This is a genomic window from Microvirga massiliensis (assembly GCF_001006805.1).
GTDB lineage: Bacteria > Pseudomonadota > Alphaproteobacteria > Rhizobiales > Beijerinckiaceae > Microvirga > Microvirga massiliensis.
Map to the genome: position 1 here is coordinate 124,115 of NZ_LN811355.1, position 17,454 is coordinate 141,568.

At 63.3% G+C, this 17,454-nt stretch carries 17 protein-coding genes; 5 read left to right on the forward strand and 12 right to left on the reverse strand.

Annotation, left to right across the window (positions count from 1 at the left end):
* Nucleotides 1-24: 24 nt before the first annotated feature.
* The 5 genes from BN1233_RS18975 to eno form a co-directional block, all read right to left on the reverse strand.
* Nucleotides 25-321: a DUF5076 domain-containing protein gene (locus tag BN1233_RS18975; RefSeq protein WP_046865177.1), complete on the reverse strand. Its 297-nt coding sequence runs from the start codon at nucleotides 319-321 to the stop codon at nucleotides 25-27.
* Between the two features lie 4 nt (nucleotides 322-325).
* Nucleotides 326-1,771, reverse strand: a complete 1,446-nt coding sequence (locus BN1233_RS18980) for a pyruvate dehydrogenase complex E1 component subunit beta (protein WP_046865178.1) — start codon at nucleotides 1,769-1,771, stop codon at nucleotides 326-328.
* A gap of 48 nt (nucleotides 1,772-1,819) precedes the next feature.
* A complete protein-coding gene (pdhA, locus tag BN1233_RS18985) occupies nucleotides 1,820-2,881 on the reverse strand; it encodes a pyruvate dehydrogenase (acetyl-transferring) E1 component subunit alpha (protein WP_046865179.1) in 1,062 nt (353 codons plus the stop codon).
* A 166-nt stretch (nucleotides 2,882-3,047) separates the two neighbouring features.
* Entirely contained in the window at nucleotides 3,048-3,362 is a 315-nt protein-coding gene (locus BN1233_RS18990) for an FtsB family cell division protein (protein WP_046865180.1), read from the reverse strand.
* A gap of 71 nt (nucleotides 3,363-3,433) precedes the next feature.
* Nucleotides 3,434-4,717: a phosphopyruvate hydratase gene (eno, locus tag BN1233_RS18995; RefSeq protein ID WP_046865181.1), complete on the reverse strand. Its 1,284-nt coding sequence runs from the start codon at nucleotides 4,715-4,717 to the stop codon at nucleotides 3,434-3,436.
* Nucleotides 4,718-4,962: 245 nt separating this feature from the next.
* Between eno and queF the strand changes: the two genes are divergently transcribed.
* On the forward strand, nucleotides 4,963-5,412 hold the full coding sequence (gene queF / locus BN1233_RS19000) for a preQ(1) synthase (RefSeq protein WP_046865182.1): 450 nt from the start codon (nucleotides 4,963-4,965) through the stop codon (nucleotides 5,410-5,412).
* A gap of 8 nt (nucleotides 5,413-5,420) precedes the next feature.
* Here the strand turns inward: queF and BN1233_RS19005 are convergent, their stop codons facing one another.
* The 7 genes from BN1233_RS19005 to tpiA all read right to left on the reverse strand — a co-directional run bounded on the left by BN1233_RS19005 (nucleotide 5,421) and on the right by tpiA (nucleotide 12,114).
* Nucleotides 5,421-6,629 carry an MFS transporter gene (locus tag BN1233_RS19005; RefSeq protein ID WP_244470626.1) on the reverse strand — a complete coding sequence of 403 codons (1,209 nt, stop codon included), beginning with the start codon at nucleotides 6,627-6,629 and terminating at the stop codon, nucleotides 5,421-5,423.
* Complete coding sequence (kdsA, locus tag BN1233_RS19010) at nucleotides 6,626-7,498, reverse strand: 3-deoxy-8-phosphooctulonate synthase (RefSeq protein ID WP_046865183.1); 873 nt, start codon at nucleotides 7,496-7,498, stop codon at nucleotides 6,626-6,628. Before kdsA ends, BN1233_RS19005 begins: the two co-directional genes overlap by 4 nt.
* Before the next feature lie 166 nt (nucleotides 7,499-7,664).
* A complete protein-coding gene (locus BN1233_RS19015) occupies nucleotides 7,665-8,063 on the reverse strand; it encodes a DUF350 domain-containing protein (protein ID WP_046865457.1) in 399 nt (132 codons plus the stop codon).
* A gap of 36 nt (nucleotides 8,064-8,099) precedes the next feature.
* Entirely contained in the window at nucleotides 8,100-8,963 is an 864-nt protein-coding gene (locus tag BN1233_RS19020) for a VOC family protein (RefSeq protein WP_046865184.1), read from the reverse strand.
* 13 nt (nucleotides 8,964-8,976) lie between these two features.
* Nucleotides 8,977-10,605: a CTP synthase gene (locus tag BN1233_RS19025; RefSeq protein ID WP_046865185.1), complete on the reverse strand. Its 1,629-nt coding sequence runs from the start codon at nucleotides 10,603-10,605 to the stop codon at nucleotides 8,977-8,979.
* 105 nt (nucleotides 10,606-10,710) lie between these two features.
* A complete protein-coding gene (secG, locus tag BN1233_RS19030; protein ID WP_046865186.1) occupies nucleotides 10,711-11,142 on the reverse strand; it encodes a preprotein translocase subunit SecG in 432 nt (143 codons plus the stop codon).
* 207 nt (nucleotides 11,143-11,349) lie between these two features.
* Complete coding sequence (gene tpiA / locus BN1233_RS19035; protein ID WP_046865458.1) at nucleotides 11,350-12,114, reverse strand: triose-phosphate isomerase; 765 nt, start codon at nucleotides 12,112-12,114, stop codon at nucleotides 11,350-11,352.
* Between the two features lie 255 nt (nucleotides 12,115-12,369).
* On the opposite strand from tpiA, the gene BN1233_RS19040 reads away from it, so the two are divergent.
* The 4 genes from BN1233_RS19040 to trpD are packed head-to-tail and all read left to right on the forward strand — an operon-like array spanning nucleotide 12,370 to nucleotide 17,449.
* Nucleotides 12,370-14,268 (forward strand): SurA N-terminal domain-containing protein, encoded by a 1,899-nt coding sequence (locus BN1233_RS19040; protein ID WP_046865187.1) that lies wholly within the window; start codon nucleotides 12,370-12,372, stop codon nucleotides 14,266-14,268.
* A gap of 9 nt (nucleotides 14,269-14,277) precedes the next feature.
* Complete coding sequence (trpE, locus tag BN1233_RS19045) at nucleotides 14,278-15,777, forward strand: anthranilate synthase component I (protein WP_046865459.1); 1,500 nt, start codon at nucleotides 14,278-14,280, stop codon at nucleotides 15,775-15,777.
* A gap of 43 nt (nucleotides 15,778-15,820) precedes the next feature.
* Complete coding sequence (locus BN1233_RS19050) at nucleotides 15,821-16,429, forward strand: anthranilate synthase component II (RefSeq protein ID WP_046865188.1); 609 nt, start codon at nucleotides 15,821-15,823, stop codon at nucleotides 16,427-16,429.
* A 6-nt stretch (nucleotides 16,430-16,435) separates the two neighbouring features.
* Nucleotides 16,436-17,449 (forward strand): anthranilate phosphoribosyltransferase, encoded by a 1,014-nt coding sequence (gene trpD, locus BN1233_RS19055; RefSeq protein WP_046865189.1) that lies wholly within the window; start codon nucleotides 16,436-16,438, stop codon nucleotides 17,447-17,449.
* Nucleotides 17,450-17,454 lie beyond the last annotated feature (5 nt).

Below are 17,454 nucleotides of genomic sequence, written 5' to 3' on the forward strand. Positions count from 1 at the left end.
TTGATCCGGATCGTTCGAGCAGCATTAGTTGATGGATGGGGACGTGTCCGGTTCGGACGGGTCGTCGAACTCGGCCTCCATTCCAGCGCGGATCTCGGCGAGGGCCTCCTCTTCGGAGCGATCTGTCTCGAGTGCATAGACACGCGCCGCATGGCGCGCGAGATCGACCAGCAGCACGCCCCAGGTATACGGGTCGTCGAAAGAGCGGCGCAGGGCGACGCTCACGGCGCCGTCGACGACCGAGGCACGCAGGATTTCGATCCCGCCTTTTTCCAGCACGTCGGGCGGTAGGCTCAGAGCCTCGAATTTCGGATCGCTCATCGGTCTAGCGGTAGCACACGCTCTTGGCCGCCTGAACGACCTCGGCAACCGATGGCAGGGCGAGCTTCTCGAGATTCGCTGCATAGGGCATCGGGACGTCCTTTCCCGTGATGCGCACGACAGGCGCATCGAGATAATCGAAAGCGTGCTCCATCAGGCGGGCGATGATTTCCGCCCCTACCCCGGATTGCGGGAAGCCCTCCTCCACGGTCACGCAGCGACCGGTCTTCATGACGGAAGCCACGACCGTGTCGCTGTCCATCGGACGAATCGTGCGCAGGTCGATAACTTCTGCGTCGATTCCTTCGGCTTCGAGTTCCTCTGCTGCCTTCAGCGCGTAAGTCATGCCGATGCCGAAGGACACGATGGTGACGTCGCGACCCTGCCGATGGATTCGCGCCTTTCCGATCGGAACCGTGAAATCATCCAGCCTCGGAACCGGAAACGAGTGTCCATAAAGGATCTCGTTCTCAAGGAAGATGATCGGGTTGGGATCGCGGATGGCGCTTTTCAGGAGCCCCTTCGCGTCGGACGCCGTATAGGGCATCACGACCTTCAATCCAGGCACGTTCGAATACCAAGCCGCGTAATCGTGGCTGTGCTGGGCAGCCACACGGGCCGCAGCACCGTTCGGTCCGCGGAACACGATCGGGCAACCGAGCTGCCCGCCGGACATATACAGGGTCTTTGCCGCGGAGTTGACGATCTGATCGATCGCCTGCATGGCGAAATTGAAGGTCATGAATTCCACGATCGGGCGCAGCCCTGTGAAGGCCGCACCGACACCCACGCCTGCGAAGGCATGCTCGGTGATCGGGGTATCGATGACTCTTCGATCACCGAACTCCTGCAGAAGTCCCTGTGTGACCTTGTAGGCGCCTTGATACTCCGCGACCTCTTCGCCCATGATGAAGACGGTCTCGTCCCGCCGCATCTCCTCGGCCATGGCGTCCCGCAAAGCCTCGCGCACGGTCATCGTGACCAACTCGGTGCCTTCCGGGATCTCGGTCGCGGCATCATGGCCCGTTACCGTCTGAATGACGGCTGGCGCGGCAACTCCCTGTGGAGCCGTGTCACCGGATCGCGCCGTAGGCGCAGGTCGCTCCGCGAGCCCCTCCGCCTGCATGTCGGGTGTCGGTGCAGGCTGAGCGGGAGCCTCGGAAGGCGCCGGAGCCTTTGTCGTTGTCGCAGCAGCCGAGACGTCTTCGCCCTCCTCCGCCAGCACGGCGATCGGCGTGTTGACGGCAACATTTTCAGTGCCATCCGCGACCAGGATCTTCGCGAGAATTCCGTCGTCGATTGCCTCGACCTCCATGGTGGCCTTGTCGGTTTCGATTTCGGCGAGAATGTCCCCGGGTTTGACCCGGTCTCCCTCCCTTTTCAGCCACTTCGCGAGTTTGCCCTGCTCCATGGTCGGAGAAAGGGCTGGCATCAGAATGTCAGTCGCCATGTTCGGCCTGTCGTGCTTGAAGCGACGCGAGAATGACGCGCGGTTGGATCAGAGAAGGACGTCGGTGTAGAGTTCGGACGGATCCGGCTCCGGATCGTGTGTCGCGAATTCGGCGGCCTCATTGACGATCTCGCGCACCTTCGCGTCAAAGACCTTCAACTCGTCCTCCGTCATGTTCCAGCTCTCGAGCAGGCGACGCCGAACCTGCTCGATCGGATCATGCTCCTCGCGCATTCGGGCGACTTCGTCCTTCGTCCGATATTTCGCCGGATCCGACATCGAGTGGCCGCGATAGCGATAGGTCTGCATTTCGAGAATGTACGGTCCATTCTCCCGCGCATGGGCGATGGCCCGCTGCCCGGCATCATAGACGGCGCGAACGTCCATCCCGTCGATCTGCTCGCCCGGGATGTTGAACGACAATCCGCGCTTGGAGAAATCCGTTTGTGCAGAGGCGCGAGTTACCGCCGTACCCATGGCGTACCGATTATTCTCGATAACGTAGACGATAGGCAGCTTCCACAGGGCCGCCATGTTGAAGCTCTCGTAGACCTGTCCCTGGTTGGCAGCTCCATCGCCAAAATACGTCAGCGAGACCGAGTCGTTCTGACGATACTTGTTTGCGAGAGCGAGCCCAGTGCCGAGGGAGACCTGCGCGCCGACGATTCCATGGCCGCCGTAGAAATTCTTCTCCTTGGAGAACATGTGCATCGAGCCGCCCTTGCCTTTCGACAAGCCGCCGCGGCGTCCGGTCAGTTCCGCCATCACTCCCTTGGGATCCATCCCGCAGGCGAGCATATGTCCATGATCGCGGTAGCCGGTAATGACCTCGTCACCCTCCCGGGATGCCATCTGCATGCCGACGACGACCGCCTCCTGGCCGATGTAGAGATGGCAGAAGCCGCCGATGAGCCCCATGCCGTACATCTGGCCCGCCTTCTCTTCAAAGCGGCGAATCAGGAGCATCTCGCGATACGCGTGGATGTCCTGGTCCTTATCGAACTGGGGAGCATTGGCCTGCTGCGCCCGTCGGGCCGGGGACCTGTTGGCGGTTGCCTTGTCTGCCGCGCTCGCCCCTGCGCGGCTCGCTTTGCGGGCTGCCACAGCCATTCGACACCTCCGGTGCGTTTCCCACCCCACATCATTTAGCGCAGGAGGAGGCGCATTGCGAGAGGGTGGACTTGCGCCGGCAGTTACTCAGCAATCACGCTAACAGGTTGAATAGCTTCATAAATTTCCAAGCAACTGGAATTCAGTTGATCGGTTTTCACCAGCGTCAGGGTCCGGTGATGATGACGAGATCGTTCTTGTGCACGCGTCCGAGCATCACCCGGGCACGCTCTTCGAGAAGATCGCGATCGATCTGATCACTGCGCAGGAGCGCGATTCGACGCTCCCATTCCGCCCGCTCCCGGCGAGCATCATCGAGTTCGCGGCCAAGGTCCGCAGCCAGAACCTCGTAACGCTCCTTGGCTTCCAGGCCGCGCGCACCCGTATTAGCATGGTACATGAAGTAGCTCACCATGCCGGCCGAGACGGCATAAAGGAGAACCGGGAGGAGGAAACGCCTAGCGCGGCGACGAACGACCATGCACGGGATGCTACCCACGCATGGTTAAGATCGTATTGCCGCCCCCAAACAGGCGGATCCTCCAGAAGGTCTCAGCGCAAGGCCCGCAGGGCACCACGCCCGGCATAATATGCCTGGGAGCCGAGTTCCTCCTCGATCCTGATCAACTGGTTGTACTTGGCGAGCCGATCCGAGCGAGCGAGCGATCCCGTCTTGATCTGCCCGCAATTCGTGGCGACGGCGAGGTCGGCGATCGTGGCGTCCTCGGTCTCACCCGAACGGTGCGACATGACGGCGGTGTACGAGGCGCGATGAGCCATGTCGACGGCTGCAAGCGTCTCCGTCAGGGTGCCGATCTGATTTACCTTCACGAGAATGGAATTCGCGACGCCCTTCGCGATACCCTCGCGAAGGCGATCGACATTGGTGACGAAGAGATCGTCGCCAACAAGCTGGCATCGGTCGCCGATCGCGTCGGTCAGCGCCTTCCAGCCCTCCCAATCGTCCTCCGCCATGCCGTCCTCGATCGACAGGATCGGATAGGAGGCCACGAGCTTCGCGAGATATTTCACCTGATCGTCGATGGAGCGTGTCACGCCCTCCCCCTCGAAGTGATAGGCGCCATCCCGGAAAAGCTCAGTGGATGCGCAGTCGAGCGCGAGAACGAAATCATCCCCAGGCTTGTATCCGGCGCTTTCGATCGAGCGCATCACGAAGTCGAGCGCCGCCTCGGCGGACGGCAGGTTCGGCGCGAAGCCACCCTCGTCTCCGACATTGGCGTTGTGGCCGGCATCCTTCAGCGCCTTCTTCAGCGTATGGAAGACTTCGGCTCCCATCCGAACGGCTTCGGCCAGTGTCGGAGCCCCGACGGGCATGATCATGAATTCCTGGAAGTCGATCGGATTGTCGGCATGGGCTCCACCATTCACGATGTTCATCATCGGAACCGGGAGAACGCGCGCCTGCGTCCCGCCGACATACCGGTAGAGCGGCAGACCCGACGCCTCTGCGGCAGCCTTGGCCACCGCCAGGGAGACGCCGAGGGTCGCATTCGCCCCGAGCCGGCTCTTGTTGGGCGTGCCGTCGAGCTCGATCATCTCCTCGTCAATGGCGACCTGATCCTCTGCGTCCATGCCCCCGATCGCTTCCAGGATCTCTCCATTGACCGCCTCGACCGCCTTGATCACTCCCTTGCCGAGATAGCGGGACTTGTCGCCATCTCGCAGTTCGACGGCTTCGTGAGCTCCCGTCGAGGCGCCGGAAGGGACCGCGGCCCTGCCCATGGAGCCATCGTCGAGAACGACATCGACCTCGACGGTTGGATTGCCTCGGCTGTCGAGGATCTGGCGGGCGATGATGTCGACGATTGCGGTCATTCGGATCTCCTGTCGGACAAGGCAGATGCGCCGGAATGGCGCAGCTTCTGGGCTTTTCGGGTATCGTGTGCAAGGGATTTAAGCGGCATGGAGGTGGCAGCCGCAGTGGTCCGGCCCCAAATAGTGCATTACCGAGTGGCTTCAGCAGGGTCGGAGGCCCCCTGAGCAACCGACTATCGCAGGGCTGTTACGCACCGACCCCGATCGTGCCCTCGCCCAAGCTTCATTGGAATGTTTTCGAGCGTATGACACCAGAGCTTCAACTCGGCCACGCTACCCCCCTGCCCGCGTCACCTGAAGAGGCGCGGCTCGATCGGGTGCCGAATCCCCACGCCGACACGAACTACGTTGCGCGGTTCACGTGTCCCGAGTTCACGTCCCTGTGCCCAGTCACGGGTCAGCCGGACTTTGCCATTCTGGTCATCGACTATGTCCCGGACCGGTGGCTCGTCGAGTCGAAGTCGTTGAAGCTGTATATGCACAGCTTCCGCAACCACGGCGCATTTCATGAGGACTGCACCGTCGCCATCGGCCGTCGGCTGACGGCCCTTCTCGAGCCTCGCTATCTCCGGATCGGCGGGTATTGGTATCCGCGCGGAGGCATTCCGATCGACGTCTTCTGGCAAACCGGCAAGCCCCCGGAGGATGTCTGGCTTCCGGATCCCGGGGTTGCGCCCTACCGGGCACGGGGCTGACCCATTGTTCAGCGCCCCGGCTTCGGGAGGCCGGTTGCCGCGCAGAACCCGACACCGAGAATGAGCGCGGCCAGGACGGGGATGGTCAGGGCCAAGCCAGCAGCCGAAAGCCCGAAACCTACGATCACGACGCCAAGGGCCTGACCACAGAAGAACGAGAATGCATGCAGCGCGACCGCGGAGGCGCGCGCCTGCTGCGTCAGTTCCGTCACCTGGGTCTGGAACGAATTGTGCAGCATGTAGAATCCGGTTCCGAGGAGCAGCATGGCTGCGCCGGTCATATGCCAGGGCCCACCGCCACCGATCAGGAAAAGAGCGACGGCACAGACGATGCCGCCGAGGGCGAGCATCCTCCCGAGCCCGAGCACGCGGAGCAGCCAGGCGACAATGAGTGAATAGACGAGCCCGCCAATGGCAAAGCCCGCGAGAGCGAATCCTGCCTCGCGCGCTCCCCCGACACCACGAGCCTCAAACAGAGAGGCGAGATAGGGGCCCAATCCGAAGACCGGCACCGCCTCGACAAAGACGAGCCCGAAGAGCAGGCGCGCGCGGGGATTCGCCAGGAGCCCACGATAGTTTGCCAGAGCTGCCCGGAGATCGAAGGATCGAGCGCCGGCTTCAGCGGGCAGGCCGACGATCGTAGCAGCACAGGCGGCCATCAGCAGGACGGCCGAAAATCCGAACACTCCACGCCACCCGATATACTCGGCCGCGATCCCGGCGAGGGATGACCCGAGAAGCTGCCCCGTGATGACTGCGACGAGGAAGCGGCTGATCGCGACCTGTCGGTGCATGATCGGAATTCGGTCGCCGAGCAGGGCGAGCGCTGCGGGAATGACTCCCCCGGCCGCCGCACCCGCCACAATCCGCAGCCCGAACAGCGTCGTGACATCCGCCGCGAAGGCGCAGCCCACGAGAGCAATCACGAGCGCGCACAGGCACGCCTTCATGATGCGGCCCTTGCCGAGCGCGTCGCTGACTGGGCCTAGAATCGGCTGAATGAAGGCGTAGGGAAGCGCGAAGGCAGCCGACAGAAGGGCGATCGTTCCGGGAGCTTCCTGAAGGTCCCGTGCGATGACCGTGACCATCGGTTCTACGGCGCGTGCCGAAAAAGTGCTCGCAAAGCCGCCGGCCGCCAGGACGAGAATCAAGCGCCGGACGGACAGCCCGGACGGGGACGCACCGGCCGCATCGGGGACAATACCTTCCGGGCTCACTCCGGCCGATCCCGCGGCTCGCGGCCTGCTCCCTTGGCGAGACGATCAAAGGCCATGAGCTCGGCCACGAGAGATTCCAGTTCCTTCAAAGGCACCATGTTCGGGCCGTCGGAAGGGGCTGCATCCGGGTCCTGATGCGTCTCGATGAAGACTGCGGCGACTCCGACTGCGACGGCTGCCCTTGCCAGAACCGGAACGAATTCCCGCTGCCCTCCGGATGTGGTGCCTTGCCCTCCGGGCTGCTGAACGGAATGCGTCGCATCGAACACGACCGGCGCACCGGTCGTTCGCGCCATGATCGGGAGCGAGCGCATATCTGAGACCAGCGTGTTGTAGCCGAAGGACACGCCACGCTCCGTCACGAGCACGTTCGGATTCCCGGCCCCGGTGACCTTTTCGACGACGTTTGCCATGTCCCAGGGGGCAAGGAACTGCCCCTTCTTGATGTTGACGACCCGGCCCGTGGCGGCCGCTGCCTGGACAAGGTCGGTCTGCCGGCAGAGAAAAGCCGGGATCTGAAGGACATCGACGACCTTGGCGACGGCTGCGCAATGATCATTCTCGTGCACGTCGGTGATTACCGGAACACCGAACCGTTCCTTGACCTCTGCGAAGATGTCGAGCGCCCTGGCGAGCCCTATGCCGCGGGCGCTTTTCGATGAGGTACGGTTCGCCTTGTCGAAAGACGATTTGTAGACGAGACCGATGCCGCGCCTTTCCGCCATTTCCTTCAGCGCCCCGGCCATCTCGAGCGCGTGCTCGCGACTCTCCATGGCGCAGGGCCCTGCGATGAGCGCGAGCGGAAGGTCATTGCCGAACCGGATGGAGCCGGCCGACACGACCGCCGATGCCTTCGGTGCGTCTGTCATGTGGAATCCCAAGTCCTTCGGCAGGTTGATCTCGGCCGGGTAGATGCCCGATTCGTGTTATTGCCACGCACGCCACCCGGTGAGACCTGGCCGGATGCCTGCTGACTACCCTGCCGGTGAACCGGGGAGAAGAGTGCCGTCCGCAGCACAGGGTTTAGCGCCCATGTCAGAACGTCATGGCTGCCGCGTTCACAATTCCTGCAGAGAGGGAGGCTGCTCCAAGGAACAAGGCTGCCGCCATCTCGCCTCCAGCGATCCGCTGCGAGAGGTTCGGCAGGAGGAGCCGCACACCCCAATAGGCTCCGATCTGTACCGCGAGAGCGATCAATCCCCAAACCACGCAGTCGATCACGCTCTGGGCGTGCACGATTGCGCTTGCTAGCGGCAGGGCAAATCCGACCAAGCTGAACCCAAGCGCCACGGCGGCCGAAATGACGTTCTGGCGGATCAACGCAAATTCGTTGTGTGCGGTCGCGAACGTATACAGGCCGAGGTAGACTGCAACGAGTCCGACGGCGATCGCGAAGAAGATGAAGAAACTCGGTAGCCCTGCCAGAGAAGAGATCACGATTGCTCCTTCGGACTGTCCCGCGTCCTGATGCTACGGTGAAACGAAGACGACCGCGACGCCACGAGCCGCACTCGCCGGCACGACGAGCCGACCTGGCCCTTGGGAGAACGGAATCTCCGCCGCCGTCAGTCGCCGCGCCTGAAAAGCGAGATCCGGAACTGCGACGGAATAGGCAGCCAGCGCCGGTTTTGCTTCCGGAGCGTTGATCGAGCCTAGCAGCGCGGCTGCATCGTCGGGAGTGATCACGTCGATCCGCTCACGAGCAAGGCTGAACGACAGCCCTGAGCCCAACGCACAGGCTTCTGCATTCGTGAATACCGCGAGGAAGCGCTCATGCTGGTTGGGCGCGGGCGACACCATCGTCACGGAATGGAGGCCCGTGGCGCCGTTCTGATGGCTCTGGAAGCGCTCGCTCCAGAAATTCTCGGGATGATGATGCTGGCAGACGAAGAACCCGACCCCCGGTGCTGCGGGATCATGTGCGAAGGCCAGCGAGAATGCGACCCGTATCACGGTCCCATCGGGCTGCCATCCCTCCCGCTCGAAAGAGAACGTGTCGAACGGCCCGATTCCCGACGAGGCGAATTGGGCCGTATCCCGCGCGGCATCGGCGCTGCCGAGCGCAATCATCGCCAAGCCCTCCCGGTTCGAGAGGAATTCCGTAACGAATGCACCGAAACTGAAGTGCCCTGGGCGGTGCGGCGGGACCGCGCTTGGATCCGCGACCGTGATGAGTTCGAGAAAGCTAGCGGGGAACTGGACGATGCGGTTTTCGGTGCCCCAGGGGTGGCGGTTGCGTGCCCCCACCTGGAAGCCGAGTTGCCGGTAGAGTTCCGCCGCGGAATCGAGGTCTTTGACCGCGAGAACGAGGTGGTCGATGCCCCGGCGAAACATTGGATGGCTTTCGTCAGACAAGGCGGCTTTGCTCGACGGCGGCGCCGATGAAGCTCTCGAACAGCGGATGGGGCTCGAAAGGACGGGATTTCAGCTCCGGATGGAACTGGACACCGATGAACCACGGATGATTCTGATACTCGACGATCTCGGGAAGCAGGCCATCGGGTGAGACACCCGAGAAGCGCAGCCCTTTCTCTTCAAGCCGTTCCCGATAGGCCATGTTCACCTCGAAGCGGTGACGGTGTCTTTCGGCAATCTCAGTCCCGCCGTAGATCCTGGACACCCGGCTACCGGGCTCCAGCCGGGCATGATAGGCGCCGAGCCGCATGGTGCCCCCCAGATCGCCTTCGGCGCTGCGGCGCTCGAGCTCGTTTCCTCGCAGCCATTCGGTCAGCAATCCGACGACGGGTTCGGATGTCGGACCGAACTCGGTCGAATTCGCCTCCGTGACCCCGGCAAGGTGGCGCGACGCTTCGATGACTGCCATTTGCATTCCGAAGCAGATGCCGAAATACGGAATTCTTCGCTCGCGGGCGTACTGAGCCGCGCGAATCTTTCCTTCTGCGCCGCGCTGCCCGAATCCGCCCGGGACAAGAATCCCATGCACGCCTTCGAGGAAAGGCGCCGGGTCTTCGCGCTCGAAGATCTCGCTTTCGATCCAATCGAGATTGACCTTCACGCGATGGGCGATGCCGCCGTGCTGGAGCGCCTCGATGAGCGATTTGTACGCATCCTTCAGTCCGGTATACTTGCCGACGATGGCGATGTTGACCTCGCCTTCCGGGTTGTGAATGCGAAATGCGATGTCTTGCCAGCGGGAGAGATCGGGCGGCGTCGAATGATCGAGTCCGAACGCGGCGAGCACCTCCGCGTCGAGACCTTCCGCATGATATCGCAGCGGCACCTCGTAGATCGAGGCGGCGTCGCGGGCCTCAATCACTGCGGTCTCTCGCACGTTGCAGAAGAGCGCGAGCTTGCGGCGCTCGTCCTTCGGGATTGCCCGATCGGTCCGGCAAAGCAGGATGTCCGGCTGAATACCGATGGACCGGAGCTCGGCGACCGAATGCTGGGTCGGCTTCGTCTTGAGCTCGCCCGCCGAAGGGATGAAGGGGAGCAGCGTAAGATGAACGTAGATCGCCTGCCCGCGCTCTAGATCGTTGCCGAGTTGGCGAATAGCTTCGAAGAACGGCAGGCCCTCGATATCGCCGACCGTCCCGCCGATCTCGACCAGAACGAAATCGAAGCCTTCGTTTCCTGAAAGCACGAATTCCTTGATGGCGTTGGTGACGTGCGGGATCACCTGGATCGTTGCGCCGAGATACTCGCCGCGCCGTTCCTTCGTGATGATGTCGAGATAGATCCGGCCGGTCGTGATGTTGTCGGCCTTCGTCGCCGGCACTCCCGTGAAGCGCTCGTAGTGTCCGAGGTCGAGATCGGTTTCTGCTCCATCGTCGGTGACGAAGACTTCCCCGTGCTGGTAGGGGCTCATCGTCCCGGGATCGACGTTGAGGTAAGGATCCAGCTTCCTGAGCCGAACCTTATAGCCCCTCGCCTGAAGGAGAGCTCCGAGAGCCGCTGAAGCGAGTCCCTTCCCGAGCGAAGAAACCACGCCGCCGGTGATGAATACGTACCGCGTCATGGGCCTCGATCCATAAATTGGGGCCCCCGATTCGCCAATGCGGACCGAGGTGGCCACTGCCATTCATCTAACGTGAGAAGGGCCGGCTTTGGGCCGGCCCCCGGTTCATTGCGACTGAGGTACCTGGGGCGCTGTCGGGGCAGCTGGTGCAGCCGGAGCAGCGGGTGGCGGCGTCGCCGGCTGTTCACCCTGAAGCCGCTGCAACTGCTCGAGCACACCGGGGCCTTGCCCTTCCGGCGCACTCTGCCCGGCCGGAGCCGTGGGAGCCGGCGTTGCGCCTTCGAAAATGGAACGGGGAGCGCTCCCCCAACTCGCGAAGATCGTGAGCAGGAGGCTCGTCAGGAAGAAGAGCGCGGCGAGGACCGCCGTGGCCCGGGTCAGCGCATTGGCCTGTCCGCGACCGGTCATGAAGCCGGAAACACCCCCGCCACCGCCGCCTCCGAGACCCAGGCCGCCTCCCTCTGATCGCTGCAGGAGCACCACGCCGATCAAGGCGAGCACGATAATCAGGTGAACGATGATGACGACAGTTTCCATGAACCCAAAACCTCAAGCGGCCGAAGGAGTGACCCCGGCCGCTCGTATCTCCGTATGCGGGCGCTGTAGCACAAATGTGCTCCGGAGCAAGGCTTTGCAAGCCGCCATCTGCCGCTCCTCCATCGCTGTGAGTCCCTCTGCCGAGGATCCGGACCCGGCATCGGAGATGCTGCTCAGCTTGGCTCGATGACAGCCCCGCTGTCCAGGCTACGAGGTATAGGCGCTCGCGATCCCGAGGAAGTCGGCAGCCGCGAGGCTCGCGCCTCCGACAAGGGCTCCGTCGACGTCCGGAACCCGGAGAAGCTCGACGGCATTCGCGGGTTTCACTGAGCCGCCATAAAGGATTCGCACCTGATTCTGCTCGGCAGGGCCCAGGATCTTTCCGAGTTCCGCGCGGATGAGCGCATGCACCTCGGCGACGTCCCCAACGGTCGGAGTCAGGCCGGTCCCAATTGCCCAGACCGGCTCATAGGCCACGACAAGTTCGGCCGCGGTGGAGTCCTTGGGCACGGAGCCTCTGAGTTGCGCTGAAACGACCTCCAACACTTTCCCGGCCTCGCGCTCCTCCCGCGTCTCGCCGACGCAGACAATGGCGACAAGGCCTGCACGGCGGGCTGCCAGCGCCTTGGCGTGAACGTCTGCATCGCTCTCGTGATGGTACTGGCGCCGTTCCGAGTGACCTACGATCACGAACTGTGCCCCGGCATCGGCCAGCATCTCGGCCGATATGTCTCCAGTATAGGCACCGGCCCCCTTGGCGTGGCAGTCCTGACCTCCGATCTTGACCGCGGAGCCCCTCGCCGCATCGGCGAACTCGTGCACCAGGGTCGCTGGTGGACAGACCAGCAGGTCGGCACGATCCCGCAGCTCTGCAGACACGCCGCTCGCGATCCCGCGCAGGACGTCGACCGAGGGCCGAAGCCCGTTCATTTTCCAGTTCCCTGCCACCAGGGGGCGCGGCCTTTCAGACATCGTGAACTCCTCCACGCATGACCCTTCCCGAAACAGGCGATCAGCCAGGAAGGGCCAGTTCGAACGGGCGATGGAGCTGCGCGCAATCACGCGTCGGCTCCATTGTGGTGAATTGGATCGGCGGAATGAGCCAGGAGCCACCTTGGCTGCACCGATTCACTAGCAGAGAGCCTCGCGCCGATTCAACCGGCGGCCTTTCCCGGCAAGCACCAATCGGGTATCCGCTCCTCCCAGCGAGTTTTGGGCAGGAACGAGATGCTTCAGAGTTTTCGAAAGGCCGGACAGAGCCTTGTCGGCAAGACCATTGCCACAGTGCTGTTCGGGCTTCTGATCTTCAGCTTCGCGATCTGGGGCATCGGCGATATCTTCAGGGGCACTCCTCGGAACAGCGTCGCCCGTGTCGGAGGCGTCGAAATCTCGGTGGAACAGTTCCGAACCGCCTACAACAACGAGATCCAGCGACTGAGCCGCCAGTTCCGGACCAATCTCGGGCCAGAGCAGGCTCGCGCCCTCGGGATCGATCAGCGCGTTCTTGGACAACTTGTGAACGAGGCTCTCCTCAACGAGCGCGCCAAAGCGCTCGGCCTCAGCGTGTCGGACCAGCTCGTGGCCCGCTCCGTTCTGGAGGAGCCCGCGTTCCGTGGAGCCGACGGCCAGTTCAATCGGCCGGCCTTCGAGGAAGCTCTGCGCAGCGCCGGCCTCAGCGAGGCCGGATTCGTGCAGGAGCAGCGAGCGCTTCTGATGCGGCAGCACATCGCATCCGCCGCTGCCAGCGAGCCGCCTGTCCCGGGTGCCGCCATCGACGCGCTCCATCGCTACCTCAACGAGCGGCGCTCCGCGTCATCCTTCATCCTTGGCCCGGCGGCCGCCGGTGAGATCCCAGCCCCTTCGGACGCCGATCTCCAGGCCTTCTTCGAGGAAAGAAAGGCCTCCTATCGAGCCCCCGAATACCGGTCGGCCAGCATTCTCGAGCTCGATGCCTCGAAGATCGCGAAACCCGAGAGCGTCTCCGATGCCGATGCACGTCAGCGCTACGAGCAGAGCAAGGACGCGTTCGGGACGCCCGAGCGGCGGACCTTTCAACAGATCGTTTTTCCCAATCCTGAAGAAGCCAAGGCAGCGGCAGAGCGGCTGAGTCAAGGCCTTACGTTTGAGGCGCTCGCGGCCGAGCGCAACATACCACCCCAGGATCTGACGATCGGCACCTTCAGCCGGACGGAAATGCTCGACCCTGCTGTCGCAGAAGCAGCCTTCTCGCTCCAGGAGGGACAGACCAGCGGTCCCGTCGAGGGACGCTTCGGCACGGTCCTGGTACATGTCACGAAGATCGAGCCGGAATCGGTGCGCCCCTTCGAAGAGGTTGTCGGCGAGGTGAAGAGCACGATTGCGAATGAGCGCGCGCGCGCCGAAATCGAGAGCATCCACGACAAGATCGAGGACATGCGTGCCGGAGCCCGGCCGCTCAAGGAGATCGCTGCCGAAACGAACCTCAGTGTCCAGGAGATCCCCGCCATCGACCAGAACGATACCGACAAGCAGGGAAACAAGGTCGAATTGCCCCAGCGCGACGCGCTCGTTCGAGCCATTTTCGAATCCGACATCGGCGTCGATAACGAGGCGATCAGAACCAGCACCGGCGGATACGTCTGGTTCGACGTCACAAACATCGAACCGGCTCGGGATCGTACGCTCGAAGAGGTGAAGGACCAGGTTACGCGCCAGTGGCGCGAAAATGCGATCGCGGATCGTCTCGCCGAGCGCGCCCGCCAATTCGTAGAGCGTCTCGGGAAAGGAGAATCTCTCGAGGCCCTTGCAACCGAAGCCGGCGTTTCCACCAAGGTAGTGACCGAGTTGACGCGGCGCTCTCCGAAGGACGACCTGTCCGCTGATGTGGTCGCCCGTATTTTCGCGACGCCGGTTGGACAGGCGGCACATGCTGCAAACGGGCCCGATACCCGCGCCGTCTTCGTGGTCAAGGAGGCTACGGTGCCGCCTCTCGTACGCAGCACGCAGGAGGCTCAGCGCATCGAGGATCAACTCCGGGCCGCCTTGAGTGATGATCTGATGGCGCAGTTCCTTGCAGCGACGCAACGGGACGTCCCAGTTACGATCAACCAGGCGGCCATCAGCCAGGTCGTCGGCGGGAGCCTCTGACCCGTGATCATGCCTGCCTTCGAGGATTTTGCCGAAGCCTACTCGAATGAGCGTGCCTGCCTCGTACGGACGGCCCTCATCGGGGATCTCCTCACACCTGTTGCTGCATTCCTGAAGCTGCGGCAGGTTGCCACAGGGCCGGCATTCCTTCTCGAGTCCGTCGAGGGCGGTGCCGTGCGGGGAAGATACTCGATGATCGGGCTCAATCCGGACCTGATCTGGCGGTGTTCCACGGGGCAGGCATCGCTGCAGCGCGGGGACGGACCTCCCCGTGACGAGATGCTTCCTCCCCTGGAAAGTCTCCGGGCCCTGATTGCCGAAAGCGCTCTGCCCGACGAGCCCGACACTCCGCCGATGGCTGCCGGATTGTTCGGCTATCTCGGCTACGACATGGTCCGGCAGATGGAGCGGCTCCCGGCGCCTAACCCAGATGTGCTGGAAGTCCCGGATGCCGTGCTCATCCGGCCGACCGTGATGGTCGTGTTCGATGCGGTCAAGGACGAGGTCTCCCTGATCACGCCGGTGCGCCCCCGAGCCGGTCTTGGCGCGAAGGCTGCCTATGAAGCAGCATTGGAAAGGCTCGACGCTGTAACCGCGGCCCTCGAGCGCCCCCTGCCCTTCGAGGAGCCGACGAACGCCGCTGCATTCCGTTTCGAGGCTCCGGTCTCGAACACGAGCCCGGCCGAGTATCGCGGCATGGTCGAGCGCGCGAAGGAATACATTCGGGCAGGCGACGTGTTCCAGGTAGTGCTCTCGCAACGCTTCGAGACCGACTTCACGCTCCCGGCCTTTGCGCTCTATCGGTCCCTGAGGCGGATCAATCCGGCCCCCTTCCTCTGCTACCTCGATTTCGAGGAGTTTCAGATCGTCTGCTCGTCACCGGAAATCCTCGTCCGGGTCCGCGACGGGACCGTCACGATCCGCCCGATCGCCGGGACGAGACCGCGCGGGGCCACGCCGACGGAGGATCGCGCTCACGCGGAAAGCCTCTTGGCCGATGAGAAGGAACGTGCCGAGCATCTCATGCTCCTCGATCTCGGCCGTAACGACGTCGGGCGCGTTGCTTCCTACGGCACCGTTACGGTGACTGACTCGTTCTTTCTCGAGTTCTATAGCCAGGTCATGCACATCGTCTCGAACGTCGAGGGACGCCTCAAGGAAGGCTGCGATGCCCTCGATGCACTCGTGGCCGGCTTTCCCGCGGGAACGGTCTCAGGAGCGCCGAAGGTCCGGGCGATGGAAATCATCGACGAACTCGAGAAGGATAAGCGCGGACCCTACGCGGGGTGCATCGGCTATTTCGGCGCCAACGGCGAGATGGACACCTGCATCGTACTCCGCACCGCAGTAGTGAAGGACGGCCGGATGTTCGTGCAGGCGGGCGCCGGAATCGTCCACGACTCGGACCCGACCTCCGAACAGACGGAATGCATAAACAAGGCGAAGGCACTCTTCCGGGCTGCCGAGGATGCGGTTCGATTTGCGAGCCGTGCGAGTTTCGGACAATAGGCTCCCTTGACCGATAACTCTCGCTCGGCGACGGTGCGCCGCCATGTCCAGCGTCCTCGTCGTCGATAACTATGACTCCTTCACCTGGAATCTCGTTCACCTGATCGCCCCTATGGTCGATAGGGTCGAGGTCGTCCGAAACGACGAAACCACTGCGCTATCGATCCTCGAGGCTCGGCCGGACGCGGTCATCCTGTCGCCCGGCCCCTGCACGCCCACCGAGGCCGGGATCTCCCTCGAGGTGGTCGAGAGGTGCGGCACCGAGATCCCAATCTTCGGTGTCTGCCTCGGCCTTCAGACGATCGGCCAAGCCTTCGGCGGATCCGTCGTCCGAGCGCCCGTCCCGATGCACGGGAAAGTGAGCACGATCCGCCACAGCGGCGCGTTCGTCTTCCGCGGGATCAACACCGCCTTCGAGGCCACCCGGTACCATTCTCTCGTGATCGATCGCGAGACGTGCCCAGCTGATCTTCTCGTTACGGCCGACACGGAGGACGGTCTCATCATGGCCGCCTCTCATCGGCGGCTTCCGCTACACGGCGTCCAGTTCCATCCGGAGAGCATCCGGTCGGAACATGGAGAAACCATCATTCGCAACTTCCTGGAACTCGCCGCGGCCTGGCACGCGTCCCGTTCCCTCGCGCGTCACTGAGCTCCGATGGAAACATTCAAACCATTCCTCGCCAAGGTAGCGGCGGGCGCGTCCTTGAGCCGTGAGGAGGCGCGCTCCGCCTTCGACGCTCTCCTCTCGGGAGAAGTGACGCCTGCACAAGCGGGCGCCTTTCTCATGGCTCTCCGCGTCAGGGGAGAGGCGCTCGACGAGATCATCGGCGCCGTTACGGCCATGCGAGGTCGGATGCTGCGCGTCGATGCTCCGCCAGGCACGATCGACATCGTGGGTACGGGGGGAGACCACTCGGGCAGCTACAACATCTCGACGCTGGCCTCGATCATCGTCGCCGCGTGCGGAGTTCCCGTCGCGAAGCACGGCAATAGGGCTGCCTCGTCACGTTCCGGAGCTGCCGATGTCCTTGCTGCTCTCGGCGTCAGGCTCGGCCTCGATCCGAATGGCCTCGCGCTCTGCCTTCGGGAGGCCAGCGTCTGTTTCATGTTCGCACAGGCGCATCACGCCTCAATGCGGCACGTCGCGCCGGTCCGGGTGGAGCTTGGGACGCGAACGCTCTTCAATCTTCTTGGACCGCTCGCGAACCCGGCCGGCGTACGCCGTCAGCTTCTGGGCGTCTTCTCGGAGAGCTGGCTCGAGCCGCTGACACAGGTCCTCAAGGAACTCGGGTCGGAGCGGGTCTGGACGGTGCACGGATCCGATGGGCTCGATGAAATCACCACGACCGGGCCGACGCATGTGGTTGCGCTGGAGAACGGTGAAATCCGACGCTTCACGATCAGCCCGGAGGAAGTCGGCTTGGCTCGAGCCCGTCCCGAGGACCTGAAAGGTGCCGATCCGGAGCACAATGCGCGGCAGCTCCGTGCGGTGCTGGACGGTGCACGATCGTCCTACCGGGACATTGCGGTATTCAATGCCGGGGCCGCGCTGGTCGTGGCCGGGAAATCGGAGAACCTCGCGGCGGGCGTGGAAACCGCGGCGCGCGCCATCGACAGCGGCGCCGCTAGGGCCACACTCCAGCAGCTCATCGAAGTCTCCAATCGGTAAATCGC

What these genes read in the sequence shown, in the direction of transcription:
- BN1233_RS18975 (WP_046865177.1), bottom strand. Translation starts at nt 321, where the DNA reads ATGAGCGATCCGAAATTCGAGGCTCTGAGCCTACCGCCCGACGTGCTG.
- BN1233_RS18980 (WP_046865178.1), bottom strand. Translation starts at nt 1,771, where the DNA reads ATGGCGACTGACATTCTGATGCCAGCCCTTTCTCCGACCATGGAGCAG.
- pdhA (WP_046865179.1), bottom strand. Translation starts at nt 2,881, where the DNA reads ATGGCTGTGGCAGCCCGCAAAGCGAGCCGCGCAGGGGCGAGCGCGGCA.
- BN1233_RS18990 (WP_046865180.1), bottom strand. Translation starts at nt 3,362, where the DNA reads ATGGTCGTTCGTCGCCGCGCTAGGCGTTTCCTCCTCCCGGTTCTCCTT.
- eno (WP_046865181.1), bottom strand. Translation starts at nt 4,717, where the DNA reads ATGACCGCAATCGTCGACATCATCGCCCGCCAGATCCTCGACAGCCGA.
- queF (WP_046865182.1), top strand. Translation starts at nt 4,963, where the DNA reads ATGACACCAGAGCTTCAACTCGGCCACGCTACCCCCCTGCCCGCGTCA.
- kdsA (WP_046865183.1), bottom strand. Translation starts at nt 7,498, where the DNA reads ATGACAGACGCACCGAAGGCATCGGCGGTCGTGTCGGCCGGCTCCATC.
- BN1233_RS19020 (WP_046865184.1), bottom strand. Translation starts at nt 8,963, where the DNA reads ATGTTTCGCCGGGGCATCGACCACCTCGTTCTCGCGGTCAAAGACCTC.
- BN1233_RS19025 (WP_046865185.1), bottom strand. Translation starts at nt 10,605, where the DNA reads ATGACGCGGTACGTATTCATCACCGGCGGCGTGGTTTCTTCGCTCGGG.
- secG (WP_046865186.1), bottom strand. Translation starts at nt 11,142, where the DNA reads ATGGAAACTGTCGTCATCATCGTTCACCTGATTATCGTGCTCGCCTTG.
- tpiA (WP_046865458.1), bottom strand. Translation starts at nt 12,114, where the DNA reads ATGTCTGAAAGGCCGCGCCCCCTGGTGGCAGGGAACTGGAAAATGAAC.
- BN1233_RS19040 (WP_046865187.1), top strand. Translation starts at nt 12,370, where the DNA reads ATGCTTCAGAGTTTTCGAAAGGCCGGACAGAGCCTTGTCGGCAAGACC.
- trpE (WP_046865459.1), top strand. Translation starts at nt 14,278, where the DNA reads ATGCCTGCCTTCGAGGATTTTGCCGAAGCCTACTCGAATGAGCGTGCC.
- BN1233_RS19050 (WP_046865188.1), top strand. Translation starts at nt 15,821, where the DNA reads ATGTCCAGCGTCCTCGTCGTCGATAACTATGACTCCTTCACCTGGAAT.
- trpD (WP_046865189.1), top strand. Translation starts at nt 16,436, where the DNA reads ATGGAAACATTCAAACCATTCCTCGCCAAGGTAGCGGCGGGCGCGTCC.